The sequence below is a fragment of the Luteibacter sp. W1I16 genome (assembly GCF_050434905.1).
GTDB lineage: Bacteria > Pseudomonadota > Gammaproteobacteria > Xanthomonadales > Rhodanobacteraceae > Luteibacter.
Genome location: NZ_JBNDJJ010000001.1, coordinates 1928130 through 1944674, shown reverse-complemented (window position 1 = coordinate 1944674; position 16545 = coordinate 1928130). Strand labels below are relative to the sequence as shown.

General features: G+C 63.8%; 15 protein-coding genes. 5 read left to right on the top strand and 10 right to left on the bottom strand.

The window, feature by feature from the left end; all coding sequences use genetic code 11:
* The first annotated feature begins 79 nt into the window (after positions 1-79).
* Positions 80-1573: an N-acetylmuramoyl-L-alanine amidase family protein gene (locus QFZ41_RS08640; protein WP_429198389.1), complete on the top strand. Its 1494-nt coding sequence runs from the start codon at positions 80-82 to the stop codon at positions 1571-1573.
* Positions 1574-1805: 232 nt separating this feature from the next.
* Here the strand turns inward: QFZ41_RS08640 and aceA are convergent, their stop codons facing one another.
* Positions 1806-3095 (bottom strand): isocitrate lyase, encoded by a 1290-nt coding sequence (gene aceA / locus QFZ41_RS08635; protein ID WP_429198388.1) that lies wholly within the window; start codon positions 3093-3095, stop codon positions 1806-1808.
* 25 nt (positions 3096-3120) lie between these two features.
* On the bottom strand, positions 3121-4719 hold the full coding sequence (gene aceB, locus QFZ41_RS08630; protein ID WP_429198387.1) for a malate synthase A: 1599 nt from the start codon (positions 4717-4719) through the stop codon (positions 3121-3123).
* 205 nt (positions 4720-4924) lie between these two features.
* Between aceB and QFZ41_RS08625 the strand changes: the two genes are divergently transcribed.
* On the top strand, positions 4925-5887 hold the full coding sequence (locus tag QFZ41_RS08625) for a LysR family transcriptional regulator (protein ID WP_429200204.1): 963 nt from the start codon (positions 4925-4927) through the stop codon (positions 5885-5887).
* A 13-nt stretch (positions 5888-5900) separates the two neighbouring features.
* On the opposite strand, the gene QFZ41_RS08620 is transcribed toward QFZ41_RS08625, so the two are convergent.
* The 8 genes from QFZ41_RS08620 to QFZ41_RS08585 form a co-directional block, all read right to left on the bottom strand.
* The gene (locus tag QFZ41_RS08620) at positions 5901-6359 is read right to left on the bottom strand and encodes a hypothetical protein (RefSeq protein ID WP_429198386.1); all 459 of its coding nucleotides are present in this window, start codon (positions 6357-6359) and stop codon (positions 5901-5903) included.
* A 635-nt stretch (positions 6360-6994) separates the two neighbouring features.
* Complete coding sequence (locus tag QFZ41_RS08615) at positions 6995-7582, bottom strand: 1-acyl-sn-glycerol-3-phosphate acyltransferase (protein ID WP_429198385.1); 588 nt, start codon at positions 7580-7582, stop codon at positions 6995-6997.
* Entirely contained in the window at positions 7579-8001 is a 423-nt protein-coding gene (gene arfB, locus QFZ41_RS08610; protein WP_429198384.1) for an alternative ribosome rescue aminoacyl-tRNA hydrolase ArfB, read from the bottom strand. Before arfB ends, QFZ41_RS08615 begins: the two co-directional genes overlap by 4 nt.
* 53 nt (positions 8002-8054) lie before the next feature.
* Positions 8055-8774: a pseudouridine synthase gene (locus tag QFZ41_RS08605; RefSeq protein WP_429198383.1), complete on the bottom strand. Its 720-nt coding sequence runs from the start codon at positions 8772-8774 to the stop codon at positions 8055-8057.
* A gap of 5 nt (positions 8775-8779) precedes the next feature.
* A complete protein-coding gene (ubiB, locus tag QFZ41_RS08600) occupies positions 8780-10429 on the bottom strand; it encodes a ubiquinone biosynthesis regulatory protein kinase UbiB (RefSeq protein WP_429198382.1) in 1650 nt (549 codons plus the stop codon).
* Complete coding sequence (locus tag QFZ41_RS08595) at positions 10426-11094, bottom strand: ubiquinone biosynthesis accessory factor UbiJ (RefSeq protein WP_429198381.1); 669 nt, start codon at positions 11092-11094, stop codon at positions 10426-10428. Before QFZ41_RS08595 ends, ubiB begins: the two co-directional genes overlap by 4 nt.
* Before the next feature lie 35 nt (positions 11095-11129).
* Positions 11130-11603: a tRNA (cytidine(34)-2'-O)-methyltransferase gene (locus QFZ41_RS08590; RefSeq protein ID WP_429198380.1), complete on the bottom strand. Its 474-nt coding sequence runs from the start codon at positions 11601-11603 to the stop codon at positions 11130-11132.
* Positions 11604-11610: 7 nt separating this feature from the next.
* Entirely contained in the window at positions 11611-11805 is a 195-nt protein-coding gene (locus QFZ41_RS08585; RefSeq protein ID WP_429198379.1) for a hypothetical protein, read from the bottom strand.
* Positions 11806-12198: 393 nt separating this feature from the next.
* On the opposite strand from QFZ41_RS08585, the gene QFZ41_RS08580 reads away from it, so the two are divergent.
* From QFZ41_RS08580 to QFZ41_RS08570, 3 genes are all read left to right on the top strand, one after another.
* A complete protein-coding gene (locus QFZ41_RS08580; protein WP_429198378.1) occupies positions 12199-15108 on the top strand; it encodes a M16 family metallopeptidase in 2910 nt (969 codons plus the stop codon).
* 82 nt (positions 15109-15190) lie between these two features.
* Positions 15191-15598, top strand: a complete 408-nt coding sequence (locus QFZ41_RS08575; protein ID WP_429198377.1) for a DUF4156 domain-containing protein — start codon at positions 15191-15193, stop codon at positions 15596-15598.
* Positions 15599-16045: 447 nt separating this feature from the next.
* Entirely contained in the window at positions 16046-16537 is a 492-nt protein-coding gene (locus tag QFZ41_RS08570; RefSeq protein ID WP_429198376.1) for a MarR family winged helix-turn-helix transcriptional regulator, read from the top strand.
* The last annotated feature ends 8 nt before the right edge of the window (positions 16538-16545 follow it).

Sequence of the window (16545 nt, the reverse complement as noted above, 5' to 3'; positions counted from 1 at the left end):
GGACTTCGATGGATATGTCGTCGCGATGGACTGTAGGTCGAATCGCATGGGCAATGATTGTGGCTCTTACGATGGGGCAATGGTGGCTCACGCACAAGGCGCAATAGAACATGTTCCTGTGGCTGGAACCGCCTCGGTTCCCCCCGCAGCGCCACCAGAGGAACGTTTCGAACTGGAGCCGATCCTCACCGCTATCGTGCAAAGTCACGTTGCCGCAGAGGAACGACTGCCAGGACAACAGCCGATCGTCATACCGCATGTCTGGTATAGCGACACAGGTGATGTGCTGAATGTCGAGCTAGGAAAGGCTTATCTGCCTACCGATTACACGATAACGTTTGAAGAGCAGGTCAACGCTATCGTTAGCTTGTTGATTACATACACGCAGCAACGTACGCCAATCTACAACGTGGATGTATGGTTCGAAGGGAAGGATATTTTCTTCTACTTTCCAGAAGAGCGAGGTCCGGAAGATAGAGTTGTGCCGAAATCAGTTCCAGAAGCGAAGCATCGGCCTAAAAGAGATCTTGGGAATGGGCGAGTGTTGGTTTCGGCGGGGCACGGGGTCTATTACAACTCACGTTACAAAGACTGGAGGGCTCAGCGAGATCCTGTAAATCATATGGTGGAGGATTTTTCGACGCCCGCCTTTGCGCGACGTCTGGAGAGATTTCTTGTGGCACGAGGCGGAGCCGAAGTCATTCAGGCAAGGTCGGACGAGGGAGCCCGACATGTAGATAGTGACATGCCATGGCACTACATGGCTGCCCGCTACCATATACAGGCGATGCTTCCGGAACTTCCTTCCGTATGGAATAGCCCAGGTAAAAGTGCACTTGGTATGGAAGAGCGCGACCAAGATATCCGAAGCAGGCCGCTATTCGCCAATCATCTGGGTGTTGATGCGGCAATACACTTGCATACAAATGCCGACGCCAGTCCAGAGACTCGTGGTATCAGGGTCTTCCACCACGTCAAGAGTCCTGAGAGCAAGCACTTCGCGGGCCTTGCACTGTGTTACATGAAAGAAAGCCTGAGCTCCAATGCTTTCTATGCGAATTTTCCGATCTTGTCGCATGCAAGTCGAGAGAATCATGCAGAGAACAGATTGGCAGATATGGCTAGCATAATCGCGGAGCTGGGTTTTCACACGAACAAGGACGATGCCGATGCTATCCAGAGTGATAGCTTCCAAGTACTAACGATGCGGGGCCTTGAAAAGGCCTACCGGATGTTTAAACAAGGCAATGGGTGCGTTCCCTTTGGTGCAACCTACTCGGACGTGACAGTGATGTCCGACTCGACCGCCGAGGCATCAATTACGTTCGCTGGCTTCCCCCGTTTCCCGGTGAGGCTGGAGTCCGTTGTTGCGGAATGCCCTTCCGGGGTCATGTGCTGGCCCCTTGCTGGTTATTTCAAGGAACCGACCGCCCCTTTGGCGATTTCTCACAGTTGCCTTGCGAAGGAGCCTTTCACCATGAAGTGGAATGTGCGTTTCATTGACGCAGACGGCATTTCTGCTCGAACGACGGCCGTCATGCATTGCAAACCGAAGGCCAAGACTCCCTCGTAAGAGTTAATACTTATTTCATGTACTGACGGGTTGACAAATAGTGGGGTCGAGCGGAGAATTCTGTACCAGGCGGTTCTCTTAATGGGCTGCCCGCCCCGTCCCGGTGTTGGATACCCCTCCCTCCCCCCGCTCCAACACCGGGACCCGGCCTTTCTTCTCGAGGCATTCCACTCGTTGCCCGGATCGGCCCGCCTCCTTGGCGTTGGCCGATTTTTACTTTCTGGCGTCGTCGTCAGGCCGCCGAGGCCGGGTGGAACTGTTCTTCTTCGGTCGAACCGCTGAGCGCCGAGAGCGAACTCAGGGAGCCCGAGATCACCTGGTTCACCGTATCGAAGTACCCGGTGCCGACCTCGCGCTGGTGCTTGGCCGCTGTGTAGCCGTCCTTCTCCGCCGCGAATTCCGCTTCCTGCAACTCGACGTAGGCGGCCATCTGGCGGTCGCGATAGCCGCGTGCCAGCTGGAACATCGAATAGTTGAGCGCGTGGAAGCCGGCGAGGGTGATGAACTGGAAGGCGTAGCCCATCTCGCCCAACTGCTTCTGGAAGGTGGCGATCATCTTTTCGTCCAGGTTCTTCTTCCAGTTGAAGCTCGGCGAACAGTTGTAGGCGAGCTTCTTCCCGGGGAACTTCGCGTGGATCGCATCGGCGAAACGGCGCGCCTGCTCCATGTCCGGCGTCGCGGTCTCGCACCAGATCAGGTCCGCGTACGGCGCATAGGCGAGGCCACGGCTGATGGCCTGTTCGATACCCTGCCGGCTCTCATAGAAACCTTCGACCGTACGCTTGCCAGTGAGGAAGGGCTTGTCGTAATCGTCGACATCCGAGGTAACCAAGCCCGCACCCATGGCGTCGGTACGCGCCACGATCAGAGTGGGCACGCCGGCCACGTCGGCGGCCAGACGGGCGGCGACCAGTTTTTGCACCGCTTCCTGCGTCGGCACGAGCACCTTGCCGCCCATGTGGCCGCACTTCTTCGCACTGGCGAGCTGGTCTTCGAAATGCACGCCGGCGGCGCCGGCTTCGATCATGTGGGTCATCAACTCGTACGCGTTCAGCACACCGCCGAAGCCGGCTTCCGCATCGGCGACGATCGGCACGAGCCAGTCGATGTTGTCCTTGCCTTCCGCATGGTGGATCTGATCGGCGCGCAGCAGGGTCTTGTTGATCTTGCGGACGACGTTCGGCACGGAGTCGACCGGATACAGCGATTGATCGGGATACATGGTGCCTGCCGTGTTCGCGTCGGCGGCCACCTGCCAGCCGGACAGATAGATGGCTTGCAAGCCCGCCTTCACCTGCTGCATCGCCTGATTGCCCGTCAGAGCGCCCAGCGCGTTGACGTAGGGTTTGTCATGGATGGAGCGCCACAGGCGCTCGGCGCCGCGACGTGCGAGCGTGTACTCGACCTGGATCGTGCCGCGAAGGCGGATCACATCCTCGGCGGAGTAGGGGCGTTCGACGCTGCTCCAGCGTTCGTTGTTCTTCCAGTCGAGCGTGATCTGTTCAGCGGTATGCGTCTTCATCGTAAGGCTCCTTGGAAAGAAGGACTCAGGCCAGTTGTTCGTAGGCGGGCAGGGTGAGGAAATCGCGTAGTTCGGGGGCATGGGTGAGCGCGGAGATCAGCGCGGCGGCTTCCTCGGCGCGGCCCGCACCGGGTTGCGTGCTTTCGCGAAGGCGATGGCAATGCGTTGCCAGGGCGTGATCGAACAACGCCATGTCGATGTGCGCGTGATCGCTGAACTCCAGCGGACCGTGATGCAGCCATTGCCATAGTTGTGCGCGGGCGATCTCGGCGGTGGCGGCGTCTTCCATCAGGTGGTGGATCGGCACGCAACCAAGTCCTTCCAGCCAGGCGGCGGTGTAACGCAGGCACACCTCGACGTTGTTGTCGAAACCTTGCCGCGTGATCGTGCCGATGGCGGGTGCGATCAAGGCGTCGCGTGTCACCTCGACATCCTCACGCAGCACATGCAGCTGGTTCGGCGTCGGCATGTGCTCGTCGAAGATCGCCTGCGCGATCGGAACCAGTGCCGGGTGCGCGACCCAGGTGCCGTCGTGGCCTGCGGTGACCTCCCGTAGCTTGTCCGCGCGCACCTTGGCCATCGCCGCCTCATTCGCGGTGTCGTCGCCGCGGATCGGAATCTGTGCGGCCATGCCGCCCATCGCGAACGCTCCGCGGCGGTGGCAGGTGCGGATCAGCAACTCCGAATACGCCTTGAGGAAGGGCACGGTCATCACGACCTGTCCGCGCTCGGGGAGCAGGCGGTCGGGATGGTTACGAAACGTCTTGAGATAGGAAAAGATGTAGTCCCAGCGACCGCAGTTGAGGCCGACGACGCGATCACGCAGCGCGTGCAGGATCTCGTTCATCTGGAACACGGCAGGCAGGGTCTCGATGAGAACCGTGGCCTTCATCGCGCCGTGCGGAAGACCAAGCTCCACCTCAGCGTGCGACATCACATCGTTCCACAGCGCGGCTTCCTCCATACTCTGCAGCTTGGGGAGGTAGAAGTAGGGGCCGCGGTCCCGTTCGTGCAACGCGTTCGCGTTATGGAACGCGTACAGGCCGAAGTCCACCAGAGCGCCGGCGACCACGTCGCCGTCGACTTCCGCGTGACGCTCCGGCAGGTGCCAGCCGCGTGGACGCACCACCAGCACGGCGGGGTTCTCGCCGACGCGATACACCTTGCCTTCCGCATTGGTGAACTCGATGCTGCCGTCCACCGCATCGCGGAGGTTGCGCTGACCGTCCATCTGGTTGGCCCAGGTGGGCGCGCTCGAATCCTCGAAGTCCGCCATGAACACCCTGGCGCCCGAATTCAGCGCGTTGATGATCATCTTGCGTTCGACCGGGCCCGTGATTTCCACGCGGCGGTCCCGAAGTGCATCGGGAATGGGAGCGACGGACCAGTCACCTTCCCGAATGGCAACAGTATCCGCGCGGAAGTCAGGCAGTTGGCCAGCGTCGTATCGCTGTTGCCGGGCCACTCGTTCCGCCAGCAGCGCGAGGCGGCGGCCGTCGAACCGGCGATGAAGTCCGGCCACGAAGGCGACGGCGGCGGGCGTCAGGATGTCGCTGTAGGCGCCGCTCTCGTCGCCGAAGCGGATGCCGGCCTGCGGGTCGATCGCGATCTTGGGAACTGCCATGGGAATAAGCCTCCGGGCGTGGGTCTGGTGTCCACGCTATGCCCGGGGCTATGCTTTTGACAAAGCATATGTTTCAAAGGCTAACTTTAACTATATCAATGATTGATATAACTATTTGAGTAGGAAGTAATTATTGGTGGCTAAGAAGCTGAACACTCTCAGTGAAAGGGCCACGAAGCGTTCTGGCAAGGCGCGGGCCGGTGATGTGGCAAGCGATGCCGCCGCACGCTTCTACTACAAGGGCAACCGCCTGAAGCAACTGCGGGCTTTCGTCTACATCACGCGTCTGGGCACCCTCACCCGTGCGGCCGAGGCCCTGTTCCTGTCTCAGCCATCGGTGAGCCTGCAGCTGAAGGCGCTCGAACGGGAACTGGGAGCTCCGCTTCTGGAGCGAACCCGGCGTCGCATCACCCTTACCGATGCCGGAGAGGCGCTCTACGAGATGGCCCGCCCACTCGTGGAAGGCCTGGAAAACCTGGATCGCGAGTTCCACGCGAAGACCCGTGGCGCCCAGGGAGGGAAACTCACGGTGGCGGCGGGTTCGTCCACCATCCAGTACCTGCTGCCCGAGTTGGTGAAGGCCTACCGTGAGCGCTACCCGTCGGTGCACCTGCAACTCGCCAACGTCACGGGCAAGGACGGCCTCGCCTTGTTGCGCGCCGACGAAGCGGATATAGCCATCGGCTCGATGCTCGATGTGCCGAACGACATCGCGTGGGCACCGGTGTATCACTACGATCCGATGCTGATCATGCCGCCGGATCATCCGCTCGCCGCGCTCGACGACATCCGGCTGGAGGACCTGTCGCCGTACGGGCTGATCCTTCCACCTCAGCGACTGACCACCTTCCGACTGGTCGACATGGTGTTCCAGCAACGGCACGTGCCGTACACGGTGGCGATCGAGGTGGGCGGGTGGGACGTGATCAAGCAGTACGTGGCGATGGGGCTGGGCATATCCATCGTCACCGGTATTTGCATCACGGAAGCCGACCGCGAGCGCCTGGCCGTGCGCAACCTGCGCCAGTTCTTTCCCCAGCGCAGCTATGGCGTCGTCATGCGCAAGGGCAAGTTCCTCAGCCCGGAAGCGCGTGCGTTCATCGACTTGATTCGCCCAGGCCTGCTGACGCATCGCGATTACGATGAGTCGGGGCATTCGGATCGGTGAAATGGCCAGCAGGTCACACGTGGACGTCTACGCGCGGATGCTTGCGCAGATAGGCGATGACCTCGCCCAGGCCGCGAGCTGCAGTGCCGGCTTCCGCATACCAGTGCCCGGTATCGGAGGAAGGATATCTTCCTGTAACAGATCCAGATCGCTTGAAGCCCTGCTGCATGGCGTCTATCAAGTTGAATGGAAGGTCGTCTGATAACTTATCCGCACGCGGCCGTCTTGCTAGCAGGAATTCACTAGCGGTGTCCTCGGAAATCTTTCCTTCCTCATACAGCCGCGTCGCGACGCGCACCAGTTGGCTGGGCCGGATTTTCGTCAGGTCCAGCTTCCTCAGCATGCTCTGAAGGTTATCCGACATTCCTTCCGCTGTCCTCGTGGCGTCTTTCTTGCCCCGCGGTCCACTGCCCAGATCGCGGAGTGTCGGTGCTGGTGGCAACTTCGCGGGTGCCAATGGTTCGGTCTTCATGCAACTGCCTCGACGGTCAAGCCGCGAGAATGTCCAGCCTGCAGAGCGCGCGGTATCGGCGGTTTCCATGGGCACCTGTGGTTTTTTCCTGAAAACGCTATCGCATCCTCCGTCGCTCCCATTTTCGGAAAATCGCGTCGGGTATCGGCGTCACCAACGTAAGAGGAGAAAGACAGGGGCCTGTCCGTGATTAAAGTGGCTCTTGCGCGTTCGGCGCTAATCGGAGCCATACGATGATTTCGTTCGCAAGACTTACGCCCCTGCTTGCTATGACCCTCCTGCCGTTCGCTGCAGTGGGCGCTACAGCACCTGACGCGCGAGCCGCTATGGGAAGGCATTGCCCCTTCAACCTTCCACAGAAGAGTTCAGTCGGGACGCTCGTAAACGGACAAAGCGCAACCGTCGTCCAGTGGTCGCTGACATGCACAGGTCCACTGGCAGCGTCCACAAATGGCGGTACGCTCGTTCTGCAAGTCGCAAATGGATCAGGATGGGACACAGTGCGGCGAGGCCCATCGATCAGTGTGTCTGCGCTTGGTCCCGGTTCTTACCGATTGGTGATACAGAATATCGGCTACGCGAGGATCAGCTACAACGTCGGCTATCGCTACGGGTTCGGTTGAATTCCAGTTTGCTCAAACCCCGCGGTGCTTGCCGCGATACCCGGCGAACATGGCACGGATGGAGGCGAGATCGCCTTCGATGTCCGCACTGGCATTCACCAGCGGCCCCACGGTGAAAGTCTTCGTCGGATAATCGATGAAGACGGTCTGGATAGGCACGTCGGCAGCACGGGCAATACGCAGGAAGCCGGACTTCCACTGCTTCACCGCCTTGCGCGTTCCCTCGGGTGCGATGCCCAGCCACATCTTGTCGTGCGTGGCGAAACGCTCCAGCATCTGGTCCACGACGTTCGTCGCCGCCGAACGGTCGATGGGGATCATGCCGAGGCGGCGCACGATGGGGCCGAAAGGGCCATTGAGCACTTCGCGCTTGATCATCACGCCGAGGTCGAGGCCGATCGCCGACTTCATCAGCAGGCCCCATACGCCGTCCCAATAGGAGGAATGCGGCGCACCGATGAGTACCACCTTGGGTAAGTCGGGCAACTCGCCGACGAGGCGCCATCCGCTCAGGCCGATCGCCCAGCGGCAGGAGCGTTTCCACCATGAATCGGGCAGCGACGGCACCTGTGGCGGAAGTCGCTCGGGAACTCCGATCACTCGTGGCTCCAGTCGCGCGACCGCGTACGCTTCACCTGCCCACGCTGCGTCTTGCCGGTGAGGCGTCGCTCCTTGGAGGCGCGCGTCGGTTTCGTCGCCACGCGCTTCTTCGCCACGACCGTCGCCTCGCGCACGATATCCGCGAGACGGTCGCGTGCGTCCTCACGGTTCCGGGCCTGATCGCGGAAGCGCCGTGCCTGGATGACGAGGACGCCGGCGTCCGTCATGCGGCGGTCGCGTCGCGCCAGCAGGCGGGCACGGACCTCTTCGGGAAGCGACGGCGAACTGGATACGTCGAAGCGCAACTCCACCGCGCTCTCTGTGCGGTTGACATGCTGCCCGCCGGGGCCATCGGCGCGCGTGAAGCGCTCGATCAACTCGGCGTCGGGAATGGCGATGGAGGGGGTCACGATAAGCATGGCGGAACGGATTCTAGCAGCGGCACGACGCTTGGCATGCTGCGGCGCGATTCTTATAGGGTGTCGCGCCAGTTCGTGAAGGCTTCGGCCCACGCGAAGCGTTCGAGCAACTTGACCCAGGTCTCGTCCAAGTCGGCTTGCAGCGTCAGTTGCCCACCTGTCACCGGATGCACGAACGACAAGGCGGCGGCATGCAGGAGTAGCCGGTGCGAGGCGAAGTGTTGCTTGAAAAGGCGATTGTGATCGCCGCGGCCATGCTGGCTATCGCCGACGATGGGATGATGGATGTGGGCGAAGTGCTTGCGGATCTGCCGGAACCGGCCTGTACGCGGCTCGGCCGCCGCGAGTGCATAGCGCTGCTTCTCGTAGCGTCCCAGCGGAATGTCGACCTCGATCGTGGCAAGACGGCGATAGTCGGTGCTGGCGTCACGCCGTGGGCCGCTATCGCGCGAACCGGGCAGGGAGTAGTCCACCGTCCCTTCCTCCGGCTCCGGCCACCCACGCACCACGGCGAGATAGCGCTTGCGCACGCTGCGGCCCATGAACTGCTCGCCGAGCTGGCCCGCCACTTCAGGAGACCGGGCGACCAGGAGCACGCCGGAGGTGGCGCGGTCGAGGCGATGCGCCAGGTGCAGACGTCCCTCCACCTGCTCGCGCAGGAGATCGATCAGGAAGGCATCGTCCGGGCCCACGAACTTCGAGCGGTGCACGGCCAGGTTCGCGGGCTTGTTGACGGCGACGATGTCGTCGTCCTGGTAGAGGATCTCGAGCACGGCGGTCAGGGGGTGCGACGCGGCCAGCCGGCAGCGAAGGAGGCCAGCCCCGCCAGTCCGGCGACCATGGCCGGCCACATGCCGCGTGGCGCGAGCGTCCCGACCAGGGCGGCGAAAACCAGGAGGGCGGCGCCCAGCAGGCTACAGGCCACGAGCCGGCGCATCCGTCGCGCGTCGTCGCGAACCAAGGCCAGCGCCACGGGATCGGCCACCTGTTGGCGCTGGCCGCTGGACACCTCGCGCAAGGCATCCCGCACCAGTTCCGGCATGCGGGGGGCACTGTGGATCCATTCCGGCAGGCGCCGCCGCACGTCGCGCAGCGTCGCGCGCATGCTGTAACGCTCGCGCAGGATGCGCCGCAATACCGGGTGGGCGACGGCCCAGATGTCGATCTCCGGATCGAGCATGCGCCCGACACCCTCGATGTTGAGCAGGGTCTTCTGCAACAGGATCAGCTGAGGCTGTAGCGTGAGTTCGAAACGTCGCGCGGTCTGGAACAGTTTCACGACGAGTTCCGCGATGGATATCTGCGCGAGTGGCCGGGTGAAGTAGGGTTCGCACACCGTACGCACGGCGGCTTCGAGTTCATCGATGCGGACGGTGGCCGGCATCCACCCCGCCGCCACGTGCAACTGTGCAATGCGCGCGTAATCGCGCTCGAACAGCGCGATGAAGTTCTCGGCGAGCCAATACTGGTCAGCCTCCGGCAGCGAGCCCATGATACCGAAGTCGAGCGCGATGAAGCGGGGCTCGTCCACTCGCGATGTGTCGACCCAGATGTTCCCTGGGTGCGCGTCGGCGTGGAAGAAGTTGTCGCGGAAGACCTGTTCGTAGAAGAGGCGCACTCCCTTGGCGGCGAGGTGCTTGCGATCGAGGCCCGCCGCGTCGATAGCGACGACGTCGTCCGCGCTCACGCCATGCACGCGCTCGAGCGTGAGCACGCGTTCCGTGCTGAAGTCCCAGTGCACTTCCGGCACGTAGAGATCGATGCCACTGGCGAAGTTGCGCCGCAGCAGGCTGGCGCTCGCGCCTTCGCGCTGGAGGTCGAGCTCGTTCGAGAGCATCTTCTCCACTTCGGCGACGACTTCGAGCGGACGGATCTTGTCCGCATTCGGATGCCATCGTTGGGCGAGTCCGCCGAGGGCATGCAACAGGTCGACATCGCGGGCGATCCGCCTGTCGATGCCGGGCCGCAAGACCTTGACCACGACCTCGCGACCGTCGTGCAAGGTGGCGGCGTGCACCTGCGCGATCGAGGCGGAAGCCAGCGCGACCTCGTCGAAGGCGGCATACAGCGTGGTGACCGGCGCCTTGAGTTCGCGCTCCACGATGGCACGCGCCTCGTCACCGGGGAAGGGCGGTACCTGGTCTTGCAGAAGCGCGAGTTCGTCGGCGACATCGGCCGGCACGAGGTCGCGTCGCGTCGACAGCACCTGGCCGGCCTTCACGAAGATCGGGCCAAGCTCCGTGAGCGCAAGCCGCAGGCGCGCGCCCCGTGGCATGCCGCGCACATCGGCGGAAGGCTTCGGGAAAAGCGGCCGGACCAGCTTCAGGGGGCGGAAGAGATGGGCTCCGTCGACGAGTTCGTCGAGCTGGTATTTCAACAGGACCGCGGCGACGCGCAGCAGGCGAGGGACGAGCCGCAGCGACGTCATGCGCGAGACCCCTTCAGCGTGCGCTCCAGGCGGGCGAGGCGTGCTTCCGCGCGCTCGGTACGCTCGCGCACCGCGTCCACGCCGTCAAGGAAGATATCCATCTCGGCCGGCGCCACGGCCACGCGGCCTTCGTCGCGCAGCCAGTCCGCGGCGTCCTCGGTGAAGTGCGCGGCCGATTCCCGGGCATGGCCGAGTGCCTCGCGCATGGCCTTCGCCAGCGGCACGCCGATCACGTCGCCGAAGGTCTTCGCGAAGGCCTCCTCGACATCGGGCGCGTACTGCCGTGCCAGTCGTTCCAGGCGGCGGGCGAGTTCGGCGTCGCCCGCGATGTCGACTTTGCCGGGCGCCACGCCGTCATCGTCCCGGCGCAGGGCCATGGCGAGCAAGCTGCCGGGCGACGCTGTCACGCGAAGGCTGCCGCCTTCTTCCGGCGGCCCGACCCGTAGGCCGCCCTTCTCCACGGAAATCCGCAGGGCCAGTTCCGGCCCGCTGAGATACACCTGGATGCTACGGCCGTCGAGCACGTCGAGGCGTGCCCGGGTGTCCGGGTCGAGATCCACGGCACGGTTGAGCGCGGACTCCATGGCCCGTCCGGCGAGGACGCGCAGCGGGTGGGGCAGGAATCGGTTGGGGCCGGCGTCGGCCGCGGGGCGATCGGAGGTCATGCGCCGGATTGTAGCTTGCCCGTACCCGCGGTTCGTCAGGCCTGCGGTGCCGCGCCTTCGAAACCCGCCTGGCGCCAGGCTTCGAAGACTGCCACGGCGACCGCGTTGGAAAGATTGAGGCTCCGGTTTCCCGGCCGCATCGGCAGGCGTATGCGCTGGTCCTCGGGGAGGCTGTCGATCACATCGTCGGGCAAGCCCTCGGTTTCGCATCCGAAGAGGAGGGCGTCGTCCGGGGTGAACGCCACGTCGGTATGCAGGCGGCGGCCGCGCGTGGAGAAGGCGAAGACACGCGGATGGCCGATGGCGGCAAGACAGGATGCGAGGTCGTCGTGCACGGCCACGCGGGCGAACTCGTGGTAGTCCAGGCCGGCGCGGCGCAGGCGGGTGTGGTCCAGCTCGAAGCCGAGCGGTCGCACCAGATGCAGATCCGCGCCGGTATTGGCGCACAGGCGAATCACATTGCCCGTATTGGGCGGTATCTCGGGTCGGAAAAGGATGACGTGGGACATGCCCCCATTATGAGGCCGAACGCGGGCAGACGATGCCGTCCGGCGGGAGGGCGCAAGCCGTCGCCGTCACGCTGACGGCGGTGCCGACGCGAGCCAGCTGAATGGGGTTGCCGGAGTACGTCAGCATGTTGCCGAGGATCAGGCCGCAGACGACCAGCGAGGCGACCAGCAGGCTGCGCAGCATCAGGAGTTCGTGTTTCATGGTGGGTGTGCCTTGATTCGTGGATTCGTCGGAAAGAGTGTTCAGAACATCTGCACGAGGGTGAGGCCGCAGATCAGCATCGAGGTGGCGAGCAGGCTGCGGAGCATCAGCATTTCGTACTTCATGGCGTTCTCCTCATCGGGGTGCCGGGTCGAGAGCGGTCCGGCTTGGCGGGACTAGTAACGCAAACGCCGTGCCAGCCTTTAAGGGCGCGCAATCAGCTGATTCGCATGAGGTTTGTCATGAGCGTCGGCGACGCTTTCCTGTCCGCGGACACTGACCACCTGTAAACGGACACCGTCCGCACCCTGCCCGGATGCGGATTGCGCCCGGAGGACGGCGCGGGCTAGCCTCACCGGGATCGAGGCCACGAAGGCCCCTGAGGAGCCGTACATGAAGCGTCCTTTCGCCCTGCTTGCCGCCGGGCTCATTTCCCTGGTCGGTGCCGCCACTGCGGCTCCCGCGTCGTCCGACGCGATTCCCGACATCCCCTACACGCGTTTCCAATTGCCCAACGGGCTCACCGTGGTCGTCCACGAGGACCACAAGGCCCCCGTCGTCGCGGTCAGCATCTGGTACCACGTGGGCTCGGCGGACGAACCCGCGGGCAAGACGGGTTTCGCCCACCTGTTCGAGCATCTGATGTTCTCCGGCTCGGAAAATCGCAAGGGCACTTATTTCCAGCCGTTCGAACTCGCCGGCGCCACCGACATGAACGGCACCACCTGGTTCGATCGCACGAACTATTTCGAGACCGTGCCCACCACGGCGCTCGACATGGCGCTGTGGATGGAATCGGACCGCATGGGTCACCTGCTCGGCGCGATCGGGCAGAAGGAACTGGATACCCAGCGGGGCGTCGTGCAGAACGAGAAGCGGCAGGATGAAAACCGTCCGTATGGCCGCGTGGACGAGAATGTCCTGGTCAACACCTATCCGGCGAACCACCCGTATCACCACGACACGATCGGCTCGATGGCGGATCTCGACGCCGCCTCGCTGGCCGATGTGAAGAAGTGGTTCCACGATTACTACGGCGCGGCGAACACCACGCTCGTGCTCGCCGGCGACATCACCGTCGCCCAGGCGAAGGCGAAGGCCGAGGAATACTTCGGCGACATCCCGGCGGGCCCGCCCGTGCCGCGCCAGCAGCCATGGATCACCCCGCTGACGACGTCGACGCGCGGCATCCAGCACGACCAGGTGGCGCAGACGCGCGTCGTGCGCACGTGGATCGTGCCGCAGCTGGGCAGCGACGATGCCATCCAGCTCGATCTCGCGACGACCGTCCTCGGTGGCGGCAAGACCTCGCGTCTCTACCAGCGCCTCGTCTACCAGGACAAGCTGGCCGACGACGTCAGCCTGGGCATCGCGCCATTCGCGTTGGCCAGCCAGGTGCAACTCACGGTCGACGTGAAGAACGGCGTCGATCCGGCCAAGGTCGAGTCGGCGGTGGCCGACGTGTGGAAGGAATTCCTGGCGCACGGCCCCACCGACGACGAACTCGTCCGCGCCAAGGTCGCCAACCGCGCCAGCTTCGTCCGCGGCCTGGAAAAGGTCGGGGGCTCGGGCGGCAAGGCCGTGATCCTCGCCGAAGGCCAGGTGTACCGCGACGATCCGGAGGCCTACAAGAAGGACCTCGCGCGCGCGCAGGCGGCCACCGTGGCTTCCGTGCTTTCCGCCACGAAGAGATGGCTGACCAAGGGTGACTACACGCTCACCGTTCTCCCGGCCGCGCCGGGTTTCGATCCTGCCGCGGAAGACAAGGCGGTCACGGCACTCGGTCCCGCACAGGGGCGTCCGGCCGCAGTCACGCCGCCCGCCAAATCGTATGCGGTGGCGAAATCCGCGGTGGACCGCTCGAAGGGCGTGCCGCCGGTCACGAGCTTCCCCGACCTGGTCTTTCCGCAGCTACAGCGCGGCAAGCTCAAGAACGGCATCGAAGTGGTGCTGGCGGAGCGCCACACGGTGCCGGTCACGCAGGTGCAACTGCTGTTCGACGCCGGTTACGCCGCCGACGAGGGCCGCAAGCTCGGCACGGCCAGCTTCACTTCCGCGTTGATCGAGGAAAGCACCAAGACGCTGGACTCGGTCGAAGTGGCACGTCGCAAGGAACGTCTCGGTGCCTTCGTCAATGCCAGTTGCTCGCTGGATACCTGCGGGGTGGGCCTCAACGCGCTCAACTCCGAGCTGAAGCCGTCGCTCGACCTGTTCGCGGACATCGTCCGCCACCCGGCGTTCAAGTCGGACGACATCGAACGCGTCCGTGGACAGTGGCTGGCGGGCATCGCGCAGGAGAAGACGGAGCCCACGGGACTGGCGTTGCGCACGCTCCCGCCGCTGCTCTACGGCAAGGGCCATGCCTATGGCATTCCCTTCACCGGCAGCGGCACCGAGAAGGCCATCGCTTCGTTGACGGCGGACGACCTCGCCGCGTTCCAGCGGGATTTCCTGCGTCCGGACAACGTGCGCATTCTGGTCGCGGGCGACACGACCCTGGCGCAGATCCTGCCCCAGCTCGACGCCGTCTTCGGCGACTGGACAGCGCCCGCATCCGCGGTGCCGAAGAAAAACATCGGCCAGGTCGCGGCGCAGCCGAAGCCCCGTGTCTTCCTGATCAACCGCACCGATGCACCGCAGTCGCTCATCCTCGCCGGCTTGCTCGCTCCCTCCACCAAGGCGAAGAACGCCATAGACCTAGGCATCGCCAACGGCGCGTTCGGCGGCACCTTCACGTCGCGGCTCAACATGAACCTGCGCGAGGAGAAGCGTTGGGCCTACGGCGCCGGCAGCATGCTCTCCGACGCGCAGGGTCAGCGCCCGATGCTGTTCTACGCGCCGGTGCAAACCGACAAGACCGCTGAATCGGCAGCCGAAATCCTCAAGGAAGCGAAGGCGGTGATCGGCCCGAAGCCGTTGACCGACGACGAGATCGCGAAGATCCGTGCGCAGCGTGCCCGTGCCCTCCCGGGTAGCTTCGAGACGACGGGCGCGGTGCTCGGCGCCATGACCGGCATCGTCGTCTACGACCGGCCCGACGATTACGTGCAGACGTTGAAGGCACGTATCGAAGGTGTGGACCGCAAGGCCGCCGAGGCCGCGCTGGCGGCCGTGATACGTCCCGATGCGCTGACCTGGGTCATCGTCGGCGACCTGCGCAAGATCGAGGCACCCGTGCGTGCGTTGAACCTTGGCGAGGTGCACGTGGTCGATGCCGATGGCAATCCGGTGAAGGCCAGCCACGCCGGCGCTTCGACGGGCAAGACCCGCGGTGCCCCGGTCGCATCGTCGGAAAGTAAGTAAAGCGTCGGCGAGGGCATGAACGAAATCGCGCCCTCGCCGGCATCCGTTAGCATATGCCTCGTCGTTTCCCCGGAGTTCCCCCATGCGCAAAGCCTTCGTCCTTCTCGTTCCACTCGTCCTCTCGGCCTGTACCTGGGGCATCAAGCTCGACGATGGCGCGCGTAACGTGCGCACCGCCTGGAACGGCGATGTCGGCAGCTGTAAGGAGCAGGGCAAGGTCACCGTGTCGGTCATGAACCGGGTCGGCCCCGTCGACCGTAGCGATCTGAAGGTCCGTGACGAACTCGAGGTGCTGGCTCGCAACGAGGCGGCGAAGATGGGTGCCGACACGATCAAGCCGCTCGCGGAACCCAGCGAAGGGTCCCAGCCGTGGGGCGCCTATAGCTGCGGTAGCCGCGCCGTGGAGCCAGCGCGTGGCAACGCGCCTCCGCCGCCGTCGCAGAACACGGCCCCGCAAGGCGGCTTCGAAACCGTTCCGCTGAAGAATTGATCCGGCGGCGCCACGTGCGCCGCTCCTCACTTCTCGACGGTCGGCTCGTCTCGCGAATACGCCACCTTCCCCTGGCGAAGTGCTTCGACGATCGACGTGACTTCCCGCACGACCAGCGCCGGCCGGTCCACGTGGATGTAATGGTCACTGCCTTTCGCGATCCGCCGGCCAGTTCGACGGCATGGATGCCGGGTCCCTCGAAAGAATCAAGATGGGCAGGCCGGGGAAGGGGCCCGCATGACGCGTCTCTTCGCCGGCCTGTCATACGGCATCCGGGCCCGCTGGTCGTCCTGGATGGCGACCAGGGACTTCGGTACGCGGTCGTCCTGAAGGGGTGTGGCGCCGTCGATGAAAACCAGGGCGGCATGTCGGGCCTCGAACAATTACCTCTGTTGAATATACACAAATGAACTATATACTTATGAGGTAACCATCGCAGGACCTCCCATGCAGCGTTTCGCCCCCACCGAAGCTCGTCTAGATATCACCCGGGCAAAATATCCGGCGTTCCCGCGCGGGCCTGCCGCGCTCATGCGCCTGGTCAAGCATCTCTTCAAGGACATCACCGACGAGGCGAACGCGGTGATGCGTCCTTACGGGCTCAATCATCCCGAATACAACATCCTGATGATGTTGTACGGCTCGCCGGACAACAGTCTTCATCCCTCGCAACTGGCCGATGCCGCCGGCGAAAAATCCGCGAACGTCACGCGGCTCACCACTCAGCTTTGTGAAAAGGGTTACATCGCGCGTTCGGGAAACGACGAGGATCGCCGCAAGGTGACGCTCACGCTCACGCCGCAAGGCCTCGCGCTCATCGAAAGCTTCCTCCCCGATATCGTCACGTTGCTTCACCGGCAGACGCGTAACCTCACCGCGGGCGAACAGGACCAGCTCGAAGGCCTGCTCAAGAAAATGCTAGCCGGGTTCGGGGAATAGACGAGCGC

Coding starts and splice junctions, on each gene's coding strand:
- ubiB (WP_429198382.1), bottom strand. CDS start 10,429: ATGACGTCGCTGCGGCTCGTCCCTCGCCTGCTGCGCGTCGCCGCGGTC.
- QFZ41_RS08570 (WP_429198376.1), top strand. CDS start 16,046: ATGCAGCGTTTCGCCCCCACCGAAGCTCGTCTAGATATCACCCGGGCA.
- QFZ41_RS08585 (WP_429198379.1), bottom strand. CDS start 11,805: ATGAAACACGAACTCCTGATGCTGCGCAGCCTGCTGGTCGCCTCGCTG.
- arfB (WP_429198384.1), bottom strand. CDS start 8,001: ATGCTTATCGTGACCCCCTCCATCGCCATTCCCGACGCCGAGTTGATC.
- QFZ41_RS08595 (WP_429198381.1), bottom strand. CDS start 11,094: ATGACCTCCGATCGCCCCGCGGCCGACGCCGGCCCCAACCGATTCCTG.
- aceA (WP_429198388.1), bottom strand. CDS start 3,095: ATGAAGACGCATACCGCTGAACAGATCACGCTCGACTGGAAGAACAAC.
- QFZ41_RS08590 (WP_429198380.1), bottom strand. CDS start 11,603: ATGTCCCACGTCATCCTTTTCCGACCCGAGATACCGCCCAATACGGGC.
- QFZ41_RS08640 (WP_429198389.1), top strand. CDS start 80: ATGGTGGCTCACGCACAAGGCGCAATAGAACATGTTCCTGTGGCTGGA.
- QFZ41_RS08575 (WP_429198377.1), top strand. CDS start 15,191: ATGCGCAAAGCCTTCGTCCTTCTCGTTCCACTCGTCCTCTCGGCCTGT.
- QFZ41_RS08580 (WP_429198378.1), top strand. CDS start 12,199: ATGAAGCGTCCTTTCGCCCTGCTTGCCGCCGGGCTCATTTCCCTGGTC.
- aceB (WP_429198387.1), bottom strand. CDS start 4,719: ATGGCAGTTCCCAAGATCGCGATCGACCCGCAGGCCGGCATCCGCTTC.
- QFZ41_RS08620 (WP_429198386.1), bottom strand. CDS start 6,359: ATGAAGACCGAACCATTGGCACCCGCGAAGTTGCCACCAGCACCGACA.